The sequence below is a fragment of the Dyadobacter sp. HNCC25DJ183 genome, assembly GCF_056895175.1.
On record NZ_JBXHAP010000005.1, the window covers coordinates 215,648 to 233,915 of the forward strand.

Annotated in this window: 15 protein-coding genes; 4 read left to right on the forward strand and 11 right to left on the reverse strand. The window is 45.5% G+C overall.

Features of this window, described 5'->3' with window-relative positions; genetic code table 11:
- The first annotated feature begins 259 nt into the window (after positions 1–259).
- The 3 genes from AC1XTG_RS14260 to AC1XTG_RS14270 all read left to right on the forward strand — a co-directional run bounded on the left by AC1XTG_RS14260 (position 260) and on the right by AC1XTG_RS14270 (position 5,318).
- Positions 260–643, forward strand: coding sequence for a hypothetical protein (locus tag AC1XTG_RS14260; RefSeq protein ID WP_484842436.1), 384 nt, complete (start codon positions 260–262; stop codon positions 641–643).
- Between the two features lie 124 nt (positions 644–767).
- Positions 768–3,746, forward strand: coding sequence for a protein translocase subunit SecDF (gene secDF / locus AC1XTG_RS14265; RefSeq protein WP_484842437.1), 2,979 nt, complete (start codon positions 768–770; stop codon positions 3,744–3,746).
- A gap of 120 nt (positions 3,747–3,866) precedes the next feature.
- Positions 3,867–5,318, forward strand: a complete 1,452-nt coding sequence (locus AC1XTG_RS14270; RefSeq protein ID WP_056290993.1) for an amino acid permease — start codon at positions 3,867–3,869, stop codon at positions 5,316–5,318.
- 126 nt (positions 5,319–5,444) lie between these two features.
- Here the strand turns inward: AC1XTG_RS14270 and lhgO are convergent, their stop codons facing one another.
- From lhgO to recQ, 5 genes are all read right to left on the reverse strand, one after another.
- Positions 5,445–6,644, reverse strand: a complete 1,200-nt coding sequence (gene lhgO, locus AC1XTG_RS14275; RefSeq protein ID WP_484842438.1) for an L-2-hydroxyglutarate oxidase — start codon at positions 6,642–6,644, stop codon at positions 5,445–5,447.
- A 36-nt stretch (positions 6,645–6,680) separates the two neighbouring features.
- The gene (locus AC1XTG_RS14280; RefSeq protein ID WP_056290997.1) at positions 6,681–7,874 is read right to left on the reverse strand and encodes an anhydro-N-acetylmuramic acid kinase; all 1,194 of its coding nucleotides are present in this window, start codon (positions 7,872–7,874) and stop codon (positions 6,681–6,683) included.
- 84 nt (positions 7,875–7,958) lie between these two features.
- Entirely contained in the window at positions 7,959–9,068 is a 1,110-nt protein-coding gene (locus tag AC1XTG_RS14285) for a PSP1 domain-containing protein (RefSeq protein ID WP_484842439.1), read from the reverse strand.
- A 117-nt stretch (positions 9,069–9,185) separates the two neighbouring features.
- A complete protein-coding gene (gene purD / locus AC1XTG_RS14290; protein ID WP_484842440.1) occupies positions 9,186–10,475 on the reverse strand; it encodes a phosphoribosylamine--glycine ligase in 1,290 nt (429 codons plus the stop codon).
- 53 nt (positions 10,476–10,528) lie between these two features.
- Positions 10,529–12,742: a DNA helicase RecQ gene (gene recQ, locus AC1XTG_RS14295; protein WP_056291001.1), complete on the reverse strand. Its 2,214-nt coding sequence runs from the start codon at positions 12,740–12,742 to the stop codon at positions 10,529–10,531.
- A gap of 93 nt (positions 12,743–12,835) precedes the next feature.
- On the opposite strand from recQ, the gene AC1XTG_RS14300 reads away from it, so the two are divergent.
- Positions 12,836–13,810: a KpsF/GutQ family sugar-phosphate isomerase gene (locus AC1XTG_RS14300; RefSeq protein ID WP_484842441.1), complete on the forward strand. Its 975-nt coding sequence runs from the start codon at positions 12,836–12,838 to the stop codon at positions 13,808–13,810.
- Positions 13,811–13,918: 108 nt separating this feature from the next.
- Here the strand turns inward: AC1XTG_RS14300 and AC1XTG_RS14305 are convergent, their stop codons facing one another.
- From AC1XTG_RS14305 to rpmG, 6 genes are all read right to left on the reverse strand, one after another.
- Positions 13,919–14,395, reverse strand: a complete 477-nt coding sequence (locus AC1XTG_RS14305) for a DUF4293 domain-containing protein (RefSeq protein ID WP_484842442.1) — start codon at positions 14,393–14,395, stop codon at positions 13,919–13,921.
- Between the two features lie 68 nt (positions 14,396–14,463).
- Positions 14,464–15,774, reverse strand: a complete 1,311-nt coding sequence (rimO, locus tag AC1XTG_RS14310; RefSeq protein WP_484842443.1) for a 30S ribosomal protein S12 methylthiotransferase RimO — start codon at positions 15,772–15,774, stop codon at positions 14,464–14,466.
- A 141-nt stretch (positions 15,775–15,915) separates the two neighbouring features.
- Entirely contained in the window at positions 15,916–16,542 is a 627-nt protein-coding gene (locus AC1XTG_RS14315) for a PH domain-containing protein (RefSeq protein ID WP_484842444.1), read from the reverse strand.
- Entirely contained in the window at positions 16,542–17,504 is a 963-nt protein-coding gene (gene ftsY, locus AC1XTG_RS14320) for a signal recognition particle-docking protein FtsY (RefSeq protein WP_484842445.1), read from the reverse strand. The genes AC1XTG_RS14315 and ftsY overlap by 1 nt, the downstream gene beginning before the upstream one ends.
- Positions 17,505–17,662: 158 nt before the next feature.
- Entirely contained in the window at positions 17,663–17,815 is a 153-nt protein-coding gene (locus AC1XTG_RS14325) for a DUF4295 domain-containing protein (RefSeq protein ID WP_015813059.1), read from the reverse strand.
- Between the two features lie 27 nt (positions 17,816–17,842).
- Positions 17,843–18,025 carry a 50S ribosomal protein L33 gene (gene rpmG, locus AC1XTG_RS14330; protein WP_031528413.1) on the reverse strand — a complete coding sequence of 61 codons (183 nt, stop codon included), beginning with the start codon at positions 18,023–18,025 and terminating at the stop codon, positions 17,843–17,845.
- Between the last annotated feature and the right edge of the window lie 243 nt (positions 18,026–18,268).

Genomic DNA, 18,268 nt, shown 5'->3' on the forward strand with positions numbered 1-18,268 from the left:
ATCAATATAGCGAATTATAACCTTTAAAAGTATTTATGGTCAGGGGTTTACTTACAGCTGCATCTGCAATAGCTTACAGGTTGCTGGTAACTGTTTTTCAATGCAGGCGCTCCGGTTAGTTGTATTTAGTTCATACTGTGTTTGATAATGATCGGATACTTTCCTTCTGGATTATCTGTTGAATACGGAAAAAATAGTTTGCTATTCTAAATTTTTCAATCCTAATTTGCGGTTCATTTTCGACCCCCTACTGCATATAGTGAAGACTCAAAGAGTTATCAATCAGACAATCAGCTTCATGCTTGCCGCCTTGCTTTTGGTGGTAGCAGGCGCCCGGTCGTGGTCTGATCATGCAATTGGCGGGGAGAAATTCGTTTCCAAATCGAAAGAAATAACAAAGGGTACTGCTGCTGAGCAGGGTTCCCTGCCTGTTGAAGCCAAAGTGAGCGCGCTTGCGCTGGATGCGGTTATTACCCCCGCTATTTCGTTTGACTTTTCGCATTACTTCTATTTTTTACCTCAGCCTGTCTGGCATTTTGTTGCCAAAGAGCTGGCAGTCAGATTTACTTTTCAGGAATCATTTTTCCTGTTCTCCTACTTCCACCGGATCTTCGGAAGATTCATAGTCACCAACGCTCCCTGACATTCCGGGAGATCTTTTCCGCATTACTGTAGTACTTTCATTGAGAAGTGCTTCGTAACCTGTCAACAGGTAGCAAATCCGTATTTTTTATCAAGAATCCCAATTAATTTTTTCATTTAAGAAAATGACCAATAAAAATGGAATAATAGGGTTGACCATCGTGATCGCCCTTATTAGCGTTTATTATCTGTCTTTTACTTTTGCTTCAAGAAGCTTTAAAAGCAAGGCGATTGCTTATGCAACCGACGCAAAAGGAGAGGTAGATGTCGCAAAAAAACAACGTTACATTGATTCATTGTGGCGTGAAGAAGTGTACCTCGGCCACACATTGCAGGAGGTTACCGAACGTGAGCTGAACCTGGGTCTCGACCTGCAAGGTGGAATGCACGTCGTATTGGAGGTAGCACCTGCCGACATTTTGAGAGGAATGGCAGGTGGAAATGCACGCAGCGCTGCTTTCCAGACTGCATTGAAAAAAGCGGGCGAAGACAAAGCGGCCAGCAACAGTACATTCATCAACCGTTTTGCGGCAGCATACAAAGAAGCAGCGCCTAACAGCAGCCTCGCTTCCCTGTTTGCAACCAGCGCTAACCGTGGTAAGATCAGCAGTAGTTCATCTGATGCAGATGTAGTTAAAATGCTGAATACGGAGGTAAACGGTTCTATCGATCGCGCTTTCCAGATTACTTCTGCTCGTATCGACAAGTTTGGGGTAACTAACCCAAATATCCAGCGCTTGCCTGGACAAAACCGGATTTTGGTAGAATTGCCAGGTGTTGATAACCCTGAGCGTGTTCGTCGTCTGCTTTCAGGCGCTGCGAAACTGGAATTTGCAGAAGTGTACCTGACTCAGGAACTGGGTGCAGGTCTGGAAGGATTGGGCCGGTATCTGACCCAGCAAGCTGAGATTGAAAAGGCGAAGAAACCAACTACCACTGCTGCTGCGACTACTGCAACAACTGATACTACGAAGAAAACATCAACAGGCGGACTGGCTGAGCAGCTGGCACAGAAAAGCGATTCTACGGCAAACGATTCGGCTGCGGTAGCTGCACAAACTGCTGCATTGACGAGCCTGTTTGTTCCAATGCCACAAGGATTGGGTGTTTATTTGAAAGACACTGCACGTGCCGGAGAAATCTTGCGCCGCCCGGAAGTACGCTCATTGTTCCCTGCTGACCTTGTTTTCATGTGGGACAGAAAAGGAACAGCTGCCGGAGATAATCAATTGATCCTGCCTTTGTATTTTATTAAAAAGGCAAACGGCGAAGCTGCAATGGAAGGTGATGTGATCGTGGATGCAACACATGATTACGACGAAAGAGGCCGGCCGGAAGTTACCATGCGTATGAATGGAGAAGGTGCTCGTAAATGGCGTTCACTGACTGCCCGCAGCGTAGGTCGGCCGGTAGCGATCATTATTGATAACCTTGTTTACACTGCGCCGACAGTACAAGGAGAGATTCCAAATGGTAACTCAAGCATTACCGGGAACTTTACTGTGGAAGAGACAAAGGATATGTCAAACGTGCTGAAAGCGGGTAAACTGCCTGCTCCGACTCACATTGTTGAAGAAGCGGTAGTAGGTTCGTCACTGGGCGCTGAGGCGATCAACGATGGTTTGCTTTCATCTGCGGTTGGTTTGCTGATCGTACTGGTCTTCATGGTAGCTTATTATAACAAAGCAGGTTGGATCGCAGATATCGCATTGCTGATCAACTTGTTCTTCCTGCTGGGAGTAATGGCGTCGTTGGGCGCAGTATTGACGCTTTCAGGTATCGCCGGTATCGTACTTTCAATTGGTATGGCGGTAGATGCGAACGTACTGATCTACGAAGGTATCAAGGCAGAGCTGGAAGAAGGTAAGCCATTTGGACAGGCTATTCGTGATGGTTTCAAACATTCATTAAGCGCGATCATTGACTCCAACGTAACTACTTTGCTGACGGGTATTATCCTTTATACGTTCGGTACAGGTCTGGTACTTGGTTTTGCAACGACGCTTGTACTGGGTCTGCTTACTTCATTGTTCAGCGCCATTTTCATTACACGTTTGCTACTAGAATACCAGATCAAAAAAGGCAAGGCATTTAACTTCTACACAGGCCTGACCAAGAATTGGTTTAAAGACAACGATTTCGACTTCGTTTCACAACGTAAGCGTTTTTACCTGATTTCCGGAGTGATTATAGCGATTGGTATCGGTTCATTCATTTTCAAAGGTTTTGGACTGGGTATCGACTTCAAAGGCGGTCGTTCTTACGTGGTTCGTTTTGAAAATAATGTTGATGCGGACGATCTGCGTGACAAAATGGATCAGACACTTGGATCTGCAACGGAGGTAAAAACTTTCGGTGGTCAGGACCAGGTTAAAATTACAACTGCTTACCTGATCGAAGAAACCACAGCGGATGCAGATCAAAAAGCGGAAGCGAAGATCATGGAGGGTGTGAAGAAAATCGGTAATAACCCTGCCAAAATCGTGAGCTCAAACAAAGTAGGGCCAACTATGGCGCAGGATACACTTTGGTCGGCTGTTTACGCGGTACTACTTGCGCTTGCTGCCAACTTTGTATACATCCTGATCCGGTTTAAAAGAGTTGCATTCAGCTATGGAGCGGTTATGTCACTTGCCCACGACGTTGTGATTATTCTAGCGATATTCTCGCTGTTCAATGGCTGGTTACCATGGTCACTGGATATCGACCAGGCATTTATCGGTGCGATCCTGACGATGATCGGTTACTCTATGAACGATACCGTTGTAATTTATGACCGTATCCGGGACTACCTGGCGGATGATAAGTCACGTGGACAGAGCCTTCCTACAGTTATCAACAATGCGTTGAACAGTACATTGAGCCGTACCGCGGTTACGGGTATTTCGGTAATCCTGGTACTGATCGTTCTGATGATTTTCGGAGGCGCAGTAATCCGCGGATTTACATTCTGTATGTTGCTTGGTGTAATTGTAGGTACTTATTCTTCGCTTTTCGTAGCGGCACCAATCGTGGTTGACCTTCTGCAGCGTGACCAGAATAAAACGCCTGCACTCGCAACAGCGGAAACTGTACCGGCAGCGACAAAGAAAGTAAAAGCATAATTAAATAGAAGAAAAGAGGGCTAGCATTGTGCTATCCCTCTTTTTATTTTGCCTTCTTACATTCTTAGCGAATTTTATTTTAGTTTTATAAGATGTTAATATAACTACAACAAACAGCTTATGGCAAATCAATTATGGGCTAAAAAGCCCATTGAGAAATTATTGAGTGAATCAACAGGCGAAGCTAACCAGCTAAAAAGATCGTTGGGGTCAGCTAGTTTGGTAGCATTAGGAATTGGCGCCATTATCGGTGCGGGACTCTTCTCTTTAACAGGTATTGCCGCTGCGGAACACTCAGGGCCAGCAGTAACCATTTCATTTGTACTTGCTGCATTGGGCTGCGGTTTTGCGGGCCTCTGCTACGCTGAATTTGCTTCCATGATCCCCATTGCGGGAAGTGCCTATACCTATTCTTATGCAACAATGGGTGAGTTCGTAGCCTGGATCATCGGCTGGGACCTCGTACTTGAATATGCGCTTGGCGCCGCCACAGTTTCGGTAAGCTGGTCGAGGTACCTGCTCGAATTGCTCAGCAAATTTGACGTACACCTTCCCACTCAGCTGGTTTGTTCTCCATTTGAAGTGGTAACACTGAGTAACGGAACGGTGATCGATAATGGGATTGTCAATCTGCCTGCCATTTTCATCGTGTGCATGCTGTCGTTATTGCTAATCCGTGGTACCGAAGGTTCTGCATTTCTGAACAACTTCCTGGTAGTACTGAAAGTAGCTGTTGTATTGATATTCATCGCATTGGGTTGGAGCCACATCAACCCTGATAACTACGTTCCTTACATTCCTGAAAACACAGGCGCTTACGAAAACTTTGGATGGTCGGGTATTGCAACCGGGGCCGCCGTGGTGTTCTTTGCATTCATCGGGTTTGATGCGGTATCTACTGCCGCGCAGGAAGCTAAAAACCCGCAAAAAGGAATGCCGATCGGTATCCTGGGCTCTCTCGTGGTTTGTACGATTTTGTACGTGCTTTTTGCACACGTAATGACAGGTCTGGTGAAATACACGGACTTCCTGAATGATGCAAAACCTGCTGCAACTGCATTCGCAAAAACAGGCTATGATTCGCTGCAGACTGCATTGATTATCGCGATTTTGGCGGGTTATACTTCGGTAATGCTGGTTATGCTATTAGGCCAGAGCCGCGTATTTTATTCGATGAGTAAAGATGGTTTGCTGCCGAAATTTTTCAGCGCGGTGCACCCAAAGTTCGCAACGCCATTCAAGACAAACTTGTTCTTCATGGTTTTCGTGAGCATTTTCGCGGGATTGGTTCCGGTAAGTGACCTGGGCCACATGGTAAGTATCGGTACTTTGTTCGCATTCTGTCTGGTTTGCGTGGGCGTATGGATGCTCCGCGTAAAAAGACCTGAGCTGCACCGCTCATTCCGCACGCCGCTGGTACCATTCGTACCGATTATGGGGATTGTCGTTTGTGTGTACCTGATGTACTCTCTACCGGTAGAAAGCTGGTATCGTCTGGCCATCTGGCTGGCGATTGGCTTAGCGGTTTATTTTGGATATGGTAAGAAAAACAGCAAAATAGGACAGTACTAGTTGGCTGTCGGCTTTCGGCCGTCGGCTATCAGCCTTCCTCTTTTGTATTAATATTTTAAAGCCGTGGTTGTTTCAGTAGAAGCAGCCACGGCTTTTTTTTTAGCCGACTGCCGACTACCGACTGCCTCAAATCCTCGCTAAAACCCTTTCCGAAACCGTTTGCCCAATCGAAAGCGACGATGTGGCTGCGGGGGAAGGCGCGTTGCATACGTTTATTGCATTTTTATTTTCGATAATGGAGAAATCGTCGAGCAGGCCGCCGTCGTAGTCGCAGGCCTGTGCACGTACTCCCGAGCCACCAGGAACCAGGTCTTCGATCCGTACTGCCGGGATCAATCCCTGCAATGCTTTGGTAAAAGCAGCTTTTGAAAACGACCGGTAATATTCGCCCATTCCTGTTTTCCAGTATTTGGTTGCTACCTTCCTGAATCCAGGCCACGCGAGCGATTCCATGAGCTCGGGCACATTGATGTCCAGCCGGTTGTAACCTTCGCGTCTGAATGCAAAAACTGCATTGGGACCAGCTTCTATGCCACCTTCGATCATTCTTGTAAAATGTACACCCAGGAAAGGAAAGTTGGGATCAGGCACAGGGTAAATCAGGTTCCTGACCAGGTAATGTCGCTCTGGCTTGATCTTGTAGTACTCGCCACGGAATGGGATAATGCGGACTTTGATGTTCTCCGGCTGGGTTAGTTGTGCAACTTTATCGGAATAAAGTCCGGCACAGTTTACGATCAGTTTGGTCTCAAATACCTTACCACTTGCCGAGACCACTTCTGAATGCGAAGTTTTGCTTCGAACATCGTCCACTTTCTCACCAAACCGGATTTCACCGTCCAGCTTTCGAAAGCATTCCGCATATTTTTCACAAACCCTTTTGTAATCAATAATACCAGTATAAGGTACCCAAATTCCCTCTAAACCAACTACATAAGGTTCTTTCTCGCGAATTTCTGCCTGCGTTATCATACGGTTTTGAATAAGTCCATTCTGATTGCCGCGCTCAAAAAGGTTACGGAGTAATGGGCGTTGCTCTTCGGTAGTTGCAACTACTATTTTGCCGCATAAATCATAGGGTACTCCTTCTTTGTCGCAAAAATCAAGCAGCATTCTGTACCCGCGAATGCAGTTGGTAGCTTTCAGGCTCCCCGGTTTGTAGTAAAGTCCGGAATGGATCACACCGCTGTTATGGCCTGTCTGGTGCTTTGCCACTTCGTTTTCTTTTTCGAGTAAAAGCACTTTCAATCCCGGTCTTTGCTCTTTAATGCGCAGGGCAGTAGCCAGGCCGACTATTCCCCCTCCTATAATTGTAATATCGTACATGACAGCTCAGTGATTTTTTTAGTTATAAATGGAGGTTTAGCCCGGAAAGGAAATTTTACCCATAGATACAGAAGGAACTCCTTCTTTTTTACCAAAATCGGATTGTACCCCAGCCACTGTTTCATTAGCGAGTACAGCAAACAAAACAGCTTCTTTGGCATCACCGGAAATGCCAAGTTCATCGATCAGGCCCACCGGCTGATTCAATCGATTGCTGATCGCCTGCATGAGCACCGGATTGTGTGCTCCGCCGCCGCTTGCATATATTTTGTAAGCGGCGCCAGCTTCAATGGACTTGCCGATTGCGTCAACAATGGTATCTGCACTAAGTTGCGTAAGCGTCGCAATCAGATCCTCATTCAAAAGGGACCGTGTTCCTGCTTTTTCTAGCGCGCTTTCCACGTATGTGGCATTAAAAACTTCCGGACCGGTTGTTTTGGGAAATGGCAGATTAAAGAAAGCGAGCGATTTAAGTTCTCTTAAAAGGGCCGTATTTACATTCCCGCTTGCCGCGATGCGTCCATTCTCGTCAAAAGGCTTGTCAAAAAGCTTCCTGACAAAATAGTCCAGCAATGTATTTCCCGGGCCGGTATCTGTGGTAAAAACGGCAGCTGCATTCAAATGCCCGGGGAGGAATGTAAAGTTGGCTATACCGCCCATATTGAGCAGAATGCGGTTTTCGTCCTTTTGGGAAAACAAATAATAGTCTCCGTAAACAGCCAGCGGCGCGCCTTCTCCGCCCGCAGCAATATGCTTCTGTCTGAAATCACTGACTGTGATAATGCCTGTTTGAACAGCAATATGGTCACCGTCGCCAATTTGAAGCGTCGCATTTGGATAATGCGGAAGCTGGTGTTGCTTTTGGGGGGCGTGAAAAACGGTTTGTCCGTGGCTTGCGATCAGGTCGATTTCCGAAACCGGAATATCCCAGCTTTGCAGACATTCCACGATCATTCGTCCGTGAGTAGTCCCGATGTAAGGATTGAGGAGACACAGCTGCTGAAAGTCAATCTCGCGCTTTGCAAATATGGTTCTGATCTCTTTCCGGAAAGCGTCTTCGTAGGGGACTGTGGTGAACTTTTCCAGCGACAGGGAAGTAGCAGTTCCGCTATTACGGATATTACAAACTGCGATGTCCAGACCGTCCAGCGAGGTTCCCGACATTAACCCGATAATGCGCCTGGACTCGCTATGCGCGATTTGATGTAGCCGCTCTATGTGTTCTCTCATAGAATCAATCGAAAAAAGAAGTCAAGTCTGGGACGGGGACGCCTAGTCTTGACTTCTTGTATAATTCGCAAAAATCCGGGCAATTTACTTACCTGCGGGCTGATTTGGTGAAGCAGACTGCGGTTTGTTCTGCGCGTTCGGATTGTTCTTGTTTTGTCCTGACCTGTTTTTCTTTTTCTTCTTTTTCTTCTTCTGCTCCTCGCTGTATTTTTTGTCGAGGTTTTCAAGGTCGCTGTTCAATTTGCCGGCGGCTTTATCGAGGCTCTTTTCCGGTTCAGGAGTCAGGATTTCCAGTGATTCCGGAATAATATCTTTTTTATTGAGATCGATGATCTGCAATACTTTATCAATCGCAACCGGGTACCAGTTGGTATCCTTATCAAACCCAAACCACATGATCTTTTTGAAGATATCCGTTTTTTGCAGCGTAGCGACCCCTTTTTTGGTTTTCAAAGGCGCATCTACCGTCGGGATATCCCTTAATGCATCAATGTAAGTTTCGAGCTCGTAGTTGAGGCAGCATTTCAATCTGCCGCATTGGCCTGATAGCTTGGCCGGGTTGAGCGACAGGTTTTGATAACGTGCGGCTGAGGTTGAGATATTTTTGAAATCCGTCAGCCAAGTAGAGCAGCAAAGCTCGCGACCGCAAGATCCTAATCCACCCAGCCGGCTCGCTTCCTGGCGCAGGCTGATCTGCCGCATTTCAATCCGAACCTTAAATTCAGAAGCCAGACTCTTGATCAGCTCCCGGAAATCCACGCGCTCCTCAGAAGAATAGTAGAATGTTGTTTTAGTATTATCAGACTGAAACTCTACGTCCGACAACTTCATATTCAACTTCATCTCCCGAATAATCTCGCGGGTACGGTACAAGGTCGGCATTTCGCGGGCCATGGCTTGCGTGTGCTTATCCAAGTCTTTTTCAGTTGCAATGCGGTAAATAACGTGCATATCATCGCTGATCACCACGTTTTTCCGCTTCATCTGAAGCCGCACCAATTCTCCCTGCAGAGAAATAGTACCTATATGCTGGCCCGAGGCCATTTCACAGACCACATAGTCGCCTGTTACAAATTCCAGCTGGTTGATATTGCGGAAATACTCTTTTCTTCCCCCCTTGAATTTCACCTCGACAACGTCAAAACGCTGCCCGGCAGGAACGTCCATGTGGCTAAGCCAGTCAAAGACATTCATTTTGTTACATCCTCCGGTTCCGCAATTTCCTTTACTTCCACATCCTGATACTGCTGTACCGCCGGTACCGCATCCCCCGGATGAACATGATCCGCATCCCATAGTTACTCCTCCTCATCAATCGTTATAACGTATTAAATCAACACCTATATCGTGACGGAAATACTTCCCTTCGAACTGCACAACCTGGGCTGCGCGCTGCGATTTGTGAACCGCATTTTCGAGCGAATTGGCCAGGCCTGTTAATGCCATAACCCTGCCTCCATTCGTCACAATCTCGGTATTAGCGTTAAAAGTAGTGCCAGCATGGTATAAGTATACATCCTCTACTTTTTCGCTTCCGGAAATTACCTTTCCTTTTTCATAATCCCCGGGATAGCCGCCGGAAACAACAACTGTTGTAACCGCTACCTGCGGAGATATTTGTATATCAAAATCATTCAGCGTTCCTTTTGCAGTCGAGGCCATTAACATAGCCAGGTCGGACTGGATCCGCGGAATTACAACTTCTGTTTCAGGATCTCCCATACGCACGTTGTATTCGATCACGTAAGGTTCACCTTTTATATTCATTAATCCAATGAAAATAAAACCGACATATTTAATGCCTTCGCTTTTTAGCCCATTTAGCGTCGGTTTGACCACTTTTTCATCAACTTTCCGGAGAAAATTAGCATCGGCAAATGTAACAGGCGACACTGCGCCCATTCCGCCGGTATTCAAGCCGGTATCGCTTTCGCCAATGCGTTTGTAGTCTTTCGCCTCAGGTAAAATTTTGTAATGCTCTCCGTCTGTTAACACAAACACAGAAAGCTCTATACCTTTCAGGAATTGCTCAACAACTACTTTATTTCCGGCGTCGCCGAATTTTTTATCCACAAGCATTTCCCTGAATGCAGTTTCTGCTTCGGAGAATTTCTCCGCGATAATCACACCTTTGCCGGCCGCCAGGCCATCGGCTTTCAATACAATGGGCAGCGGGTGTGCTTCCAGGTATTCCAGACCGATTTCAAGTGTTTCCGCAGTGAAAGTTCTGGAAGAGGCCGTAGGAATTCCATATTTCTGCATAAATGCTTTTGAAAAATCCTTGCTGCCTTCCAGCTGCGCGCCGGCTTTGTTCGGACCGATGATCTTCACATGCGCCAGTGTTTCTTTTGATTCAAAATAATCGACAATCCCATTCACAAGCGGCTCTTCCGGGCCCACGATCACAAGCTCGATCTTATGTCCGATCACTGCATCGGCGATTGCGTCAAAATCATTATAAGAGATAGAGAGGTTCGTTGCTACACCTGCTGTGCCGGCGTTTCCGGGCGCTACAAACAAGCTGTCACAAAGAGGGCTTTGGGAGATTTTCCAGGCAAAAGCGTGTTCTCTCCCGCCGGATCCCAATATAAGTATGTTCATAAGTTGGTTAAAAAAATCAATTGATGGTTGGTACGGATCGTTTCGTCAGGTACTTAATTCGCAAGCTCTGACAAAAACTTGATACGCATCAGCCGCAATTCTTCCTCGCTGATTTCGTCGTTTGCAAATTCATCAAGTGCAACGGCAATATTATCAGTTTCGGCGGTCATAAAATAATCATATATATCCTGTTGCCTTTCGCGATCGATCACCTGATTGATATAGTAATCCAGGTTAAGCTTCGTTCCCGAGTAGCAAATATGTTCAACTTCTTCGATCACATCTGCCAGTTCCAGGTCTTTCACTTCGGCGATTTCATCCAGACTTACCTTACGGTCAACCTGTTGAATGATGAAAATCTTGATCTTCGACTTGTTTACAGTCGATTTAATAACCACATCTTTCGCAGTTTCGATCTCATTTTCCTCCACATACCTGGTGATCAGATCGATAAACTGCCGGCCAAACTTCTGCACTTTCCCCATTCCGACACCGTTGATCTGCGCCATTTCCTGCTGGGTAGTAGGGTAGGTAGTGGCCATTTCTTCCAGTGACGGATCCTGGAAAATAACGTACGGAGGAAGATTTTTCTCTTTGGCAACCTTCTTGCGAAGCGCTTTCAGCATTCCAAGGAGTGCCTCGTCGTAAGCATGAGCGCTTCCGCCGGTTGCAGCGGCTTCTTTATCGTCGTCTTCCGGCTTTACCTCTTCTTCTTCGAAATTATGGTCTTTATAAAGCGTTACCTGATAAGGATCGTTCAGGAAGTTTGCTCCCTTCGTACTTAACCGGATTACGCCGTAATTTTCAATGTCTTTTTCAAGGTAATTCAGGATCACCAGCTGGCGGATGGTAGATACCCAGTAGTCGCGTGATTCATTCAGCTCCAACCCTTTTCCGTACACATCGAGCTGATCGTGCTCATAGCTTTTTACATACTGGTTTTCGGTCGCGGTCAAGAGATCTGCAATGTGCTCGCAGTCAAAACGCTGCTCTGTTTGCAATACCGCTTTTAGTACCAGGATCACATCTTCCTGAACCTTCGTTTTTTCAGTTGGTTTGACGCAGTTGTCGCAAAAACCGCAGTCTTTTTCGAGGTACTCTCCAAAATAGCTTAGTAATTGTCGCCGCCGGCAAACTCCCAGCGTGGAATAAGCTACCATTTCATTCAGCAAATGGCGCGCATTATCTCTTTCTGTGACTGTTTTGTCTTTGTTAAATTTTTCCAGCTTCTGGATATCGTCGTAGCTGTAAAACATCAGACAATTACCTTCCAGTCCGTCGCGGCCAGCGCGGCCAGTTTCCTGGTAGTATCCTTCCAATGATTTTGGAACATCATAGTGGATCACAAAACGAACATCCGGCTTGTCAATCCCCATTCCGAATGCGATCGTTGCAACAATTACGTCACATTCTTCATTCAGGAATGCATCCTGGTTCGCCATTCTGGTATTGCTGTCGAGCCCGGCGTGGTACGGTAATGCACGTACGTCGTTCACATTCAGCAGCTCGGCTACTTCTTCCACCGTTTTGCGGCTGAGGCAGTACACGATACCCGACTTCCCTTTGTTATTGCGGATATAGCGGATCAGCTGCTTTTTAACGTCCTTTTTCGGACGAATTTCGTAGTAGAGATTCTTTCTGTTGAATGAAGATTTAAAGGTTTCCGCTTCTTCCATCTGCAGGTTTTTCCGGATATCCTGTTGCACTTTCGGTGTAGCAGTTGCGGTTAATGCGATAATGGGAAGCTGTCCGATATTTTCAATAATGCCGTAAATGCGGCGGTATTCAGGCCTGAAATCGTGCCCCCATTCAGAGATACAATGTGCCTCGTCTATCGCAACAAAGGATATTTTTACCCTTTTCAGGAAATCAAGATTATCCTCTTTGGTCAGGGATTCAGGAGCAATGTAAAGCAGTTTGAGGCTACCGTCTAGCGCGTCTGTTTTAACGCGTGTCATTTCAGCCTTTGTCAATGTGGAATTCAAAAACTGTGCATTAATCCCGAAAGCGGTCAACTGATCGACCTGGTTTTTCATCAATGCAATTAGAGGGGAAATAACGATCGTCAGTCCATCGCTGACCAGGGCAGGTAGTTGATAGCAAAGAGATTTGCCCGCTCCGGTAGGCATAATTACGAATGTATTTTTGCCAAGAAGTATGTTTTGAATAATTACCTCTTGGTCTCCCCGGAACTGACTATATCCAAATATTTCTTTAAGTTTTTCTTTTAACGTGTCTAGTACGACATGATCAACCTGCTTTACCATACTCTGTTAACAAAATGGTTATTCCAAACTTCTATATCTTTGTTTTTGAATTGAATATCCACAATTGTATTCCCTTTAAACTGTGTTTCAGATTTGAAATTAATAAAAAATATCCAGTCAATAGCAAAAGAAGTAATACGGCAGGAGGCAGAAGCTTTGCACACAATTATTGAACTGATTGATGATGAATTTGAAAGCTGCGTATATGCCATTTTAAATTCGGGAGGCCGTGTCGTGATTTCCGGAATAGGCAAGAGCGCAATCGTAGGGCAGAAAATCGTAGCTACTTTAAACTCAACGGGAACGCCCGCATTGTTCATGCACGCCGCCGACGCGATCCATGGAGACCTTGGTATGATACAGGAAAATGATACCGTACTTGTGATTTCGAAAAGCGGCGATACGCCGGAGATTAAAGTACTGGTCCCGCTGGTAAAAAGAACAGGCGTCAAAATGATCGCCATGGTAAGCAACAGGGATTCTTACCTTGCCAGAAATGCGGATTTTGTATTGAATGCATATGCAGCCAAAGAGGCGGACCCACTGAACCTGGCGCCTACCACAAGTACTTCTGTGACAATGGCGCTCGGTGATGCGCTGGCTATTTGTTTGCTGGAAGCGAGAGGTTTTACACACGACGATTTTGCCAAATATCACCCGGGAGGCGCATTGGGCAAGCGACTTTACCTGAAAGTCTGCGACATATATCCGCACAATGCGATGCCCAAAGTTTCGGAAAATGCTTCTTTGCAGGAAGTTATCCTTGAAATGACTTCAAAAAGGCTGGGTGCTACGGCAGTAGTGAAAGCTGAGAATCAAATGGCAGGTATTATCACCGACGGCGATCTGCGCCGGATGCTCAAAGAACACAAAGGCACGGAGCTGCTTGACCTCAAAGCAAGTGATATTATGACAGCCTCTCCGGTGACAGTTTCACCGGACGAATACGCTGTGAATGCATTGGAAATCATGCAATCGCGGAGTATAACCCAGGTTATCGTGGTTGAAAACAACGAAGTACTTGGCTTCGTCCACCTGCATGATCTGCTGCGCGAAGGATTGGTTTAATTTTTCTTTGTCGCCCTGAGTGTAACCGTTGGCAAAGCAGCATGTTAGTGACATCGTACCTGCCCTTCGACCGCCCGGCGGCCCGGTGCGCTCAGGGTGACAAAACGTCTATCTGAATCTCTTAGACTGTTGTACAGTACGCTCGTCTTTGCGGATAAAGCGATTTGCAAAAACATTCGCGAGCATTGCACCTACTAGTCCGTAGAAGCCAAAATCATATTTTCCAGGTAATTCCGGATCAAACAATTTGGCTGCCTTGTAGAAGGTAAAGTAGATCACAAGTCCCATCAAAACGGTCATCAGAATGGAATTCACCGCGCAAAGTGCAGATTGCAAAACGCGGTTTTTATACTGGGAAACAGCATAAGCGGCCACGCCGGCAACGAGAACCGCCAGGATGATAAGGTAATAAACGGGCTGGATATTGGCTTGTACGGGATCTATCTGGTGCGTCAGCTTTGTCGCAGTCAGTACAGCGCTTTCGTCTCCTGAAAGTGCAATTTTACTCCAGATCGGAAAGGCAAGGAACAAGCCCATTCCTACAATGGTAATGGCTAAAAAAACAGTCTGTATTCTTTGTAACATTTCTTTAAATATTATTTCTACAAAAATCTGAAAGGCAAGTTGAAAAACACAGGAACGTGGCGAAAAAATCAGGAAACAACGTCGCCATACAAATCGAACTCCTCAGCTGCATTGATCTTTACATTCGCAAAATCACCCAAACGCACGTACTGACTGGCTGGTACCAGCACTTCATTATCTACTTCCGGTGAGTCAAATTCAGTCCGGCCAATAAAGTGCCCGCCTTCTTTCCGGTCGAACAGTACTTTGTAAGTGTTGCCGATTTTGTTCTGGTTCAATTCGTAAGAAATGCCCTGCTGCAATTCCATTATCGCATCTGCACGCTCCTGTTTGATCTCCGCAGGAACATCATCTTCCATTGTAAATGAATGCGTATTGTCCTCATGTGAATACTGGAATGCGCCAAGGCGGTCGAAACGCATTTTTTCCACAAACTCGTAAGTTTCATCGAAAAGGGATTCTGTTTCACCCGGGTGACCAACGATCAATGTGGTACGCAAGGCAATTCCAGGTACTTTTTCACGAATGCTGTAAATCAGAGATTCCGTTTTGTCACGTGTTATCCCTCTTCGCATCGATTTCAAGATCTCTGTCGAGCCCGCTTGCAGCGGCATATCAAGGTATTTGCAAACATTACTCCGCTCATTCATAATGTCGAGAATGTCCATCGGAAAGCCAGCCGGGTAAGCATATTGCAGCCTGATCCATTCGATTCCTTCCACATCTGAAAGCTGGGCGATCAGATCTGATAAATTTCTCTTCTTATAAATATCAAGACCATAGTAGGTCAGGTCCTGCGCAATGAGGATTAGCTCCTTGGTACCACGTTTTGCAAGTGATTTCGCTTCTTTAACCAACTCGTCAATCGGACGGGATATGTGGCCGCCGCGCATAATTGGTATCGCGCAAAAGCTACATGGACGATCGCAACCTTCGGCTATTTTAAGGTAAGCATAATGCGTCGGCGTTGTTAGCAAGCGTTCCCCAACCAGCTCGTGCTTGTAATCTGCTTTCAAGGTTTTGAGCAAGCGGGGCAGTTCATTGGTGCCGAACCACGCGTCAACAGTGGGGATTTCTACCGAAAGTTCGTCTTTGTAGCGGTGCGACAAACAGCCTGTAACATATACTTTATCCACCATTCCGGCTGCTTTTGCATCTGCATAGCGCAAAATGGTGTTGATGGATTCTTCCTTGGCATTATCAATAAAGCCGCAGGTGTTAATTACGACAATCTGCGAATCATCTTTTTTGGACTCGTGCGCAACCGTAAAACCGTTTCCTTTAAGCTGCGTATACAAAACTTCCGAGTCAACCACGTTTTTGGAACAACCGAGCGTGACAATATTGACTTTGTTTTTTACTATTCCTTTGGTTTTCATTGGGATTAGCTATTGGCGGTTAGCTTTTAGCTATTTGCTTTATGAATGGAAAATTAAATGGATGCTGTCACCAGCGAAGTAGTTGATTATGAACTTCAAAATGGCCTGCAAAGTTCGGGAAAAAATATCAGAATAACGAGGTCAGGGCATGAGCGGATACCTGCGCCGGTAAAGTTTGACTGGAATCTTCTTAAAATATTCCATGATTGCCGGTACACCTTTGGCCTGGCCCGAGATGTAAAAACTGGTGTTGCCGGTCAGGTTAAACTTAAAGTATTGAAACAAAAACTTTGGTCCCTGATTGCTGTAACATTCCACGCTTTCAATGGTACCTTCCCGCAGGATATACTCCTGTCCATCTTTCTCGACCCAAACCGTTTTGCTAGCAGGATCAAAAGTAACCGCCAAGTTTTTAGAGTGTTTCCAGTGATTGATATATAAAATGTGAACCCAGGCAGCCCCAAAAAGCATCAGGATGATTAGCAGGGAAAACATCAGATACGCCCGCCAATCTCCCTCGGAAGGATACACGTCCAGGTTCAGCAAAATGGCAGCCATAATGCCCGCAGCAAAGGTGAGCAGGTAGGTGAAAAAGGTATCGATTGTTAAGAAGAAATAGGAGAAGGTTGTTTTATAGGTTCTTGGTTCTTTGAGAACTGCGTAAACTTCATTGCTTTGCCGGGCGCCGGTGATTACGATTAACAATAGCGGGCCTGCACTTCCGCCCAGTGCTATCACTACTAGAATGAATGTCTCCCAGTTGGTCACTAGCCAATTTTCTTAAACAAAGAATCTACAAATTCACTTCTGTCAAATACTTGTAAATCATCCATTTTCTCTCCTACACCAATGTATTTTACGGGAATTTTAAATTCATCGGAGATACCGATTACCACGCCGCCTTTGGCAGTTCCGTCAAGCTTGGTAATGGCCAGAGCCGTAATTTCAGTGACTTTGGTAAACTCGCGTGCCTGGATCACTGCATTCTGGCCGGTGCTTCCGTCCAATACGAGCAAGACTTCATGCGGCGCGTCGGGGATGATTTTCTGCATGACCCTTTTGATCTTTGAAAGCTCGTTCATCAGATTGACCTTCGTATGCAAACGACCTGCGGTGTCAATGATAATTACATCCGCGCCTATTTCCCCGCCCTTTTTCAAAGCGTCATAAGCAACAGCCGAAGGATCAGTATTCATTCCGTGGTCTATCACGGGGACATCAACTCTTTTGCCCCAGAGTTTAAGCTGATCTACCGCCGCAGCACGAAAGGTATCTGCTGCACCCAACACAACTTTGTGGCCCCGCTGGTGAAACTGGTGGGCTAGCTTTCCGATAGTGGTTGTTTTGCCGACTCCATTCACACCTACCACCATAATTACGTAAGGTTTAGGCAGGTGCTGTGTTTCAAAGCTGTCTTTTATATCAATGGATTTATTCTCTGTGAGCAACGCTGCTATCTCTTCACGCAGAATGCTGTCGAGCTCAGCTGTGGTTGCATATTTGTCCCGGGCTACACGCTCTTCAATGCGCTTGATCACCTTCACGGTAGTTTCAACTCCTACGTCGGAGCTCACCAGAATATCTTCCAGTTCATCAAGAACGTCTTCATCAATAGTGGTTTTACCCACAATAGCGCGTGAAAGTTTACCAAAGAAACTGTCCTTGGTTTTTTCAAGCCCTTTATCTAGTGTTTCTTTTTTCTCCTTTGAAAAAAAGCCGAATAAACTCATAATCCAGAAATGTTAATGGATCAAAAATAAAACAAAAAAAGTCCCAAAAAGGGACTTTTTAATAACTTCATGTTTAAAACCTACCTTTTACCCGCTGAGGGTGACAATCATAAGGTTGTTGTCAATCTAAGCGTACCAGGCGGCCGGGCAGTCGAAGACTAGTTTTTCAATGCACCTTGAACACCGTCAAGGGGTACGATTTCTTCTTTGAAGGTATAAGCTCCTGTTTTAGGAGATTTTACGGCTTTAATCACTTTCGCGAATGCTTTACCGCCTTCTTTTTTCAGGGTAGCAACTACTTTCTTTGCCATGTCTGTATATCGTTAAAGTTTTAAAACTTATTTAATCTCTTTATGTATAGTATAGCGTCTCAGGAAAGAATTGAATTTTTTCAATTCCATACGGCCTGGCGTATTCTTGCGATTTTTTGTAGTCACGTAACGTGACATTCCTGGAACACCGCTATCTTTTTGTTCTGTGCATTCCAATATAACCTGCACTCTATTACCTTTCTTAGCCATTGCTTTAAATCATTTTTACAAACAGGAGTGCAAAAGTAACAACATTTAATTTAAACACAATAATCAAGTCAAAAATATCAGCAGAAATTTTGGGCATTTTTTACAAACAACCGATTGCTTAACAGATTGTCATACAAACCGGTAACGTGTATAAAGTTGCCTCTAAAATCTAATTTATGCCCGTTAAATGAAGGAAATATGGAGCAAACATGCTTTCTTCGTGTGGATGTTTGCATAAAATCC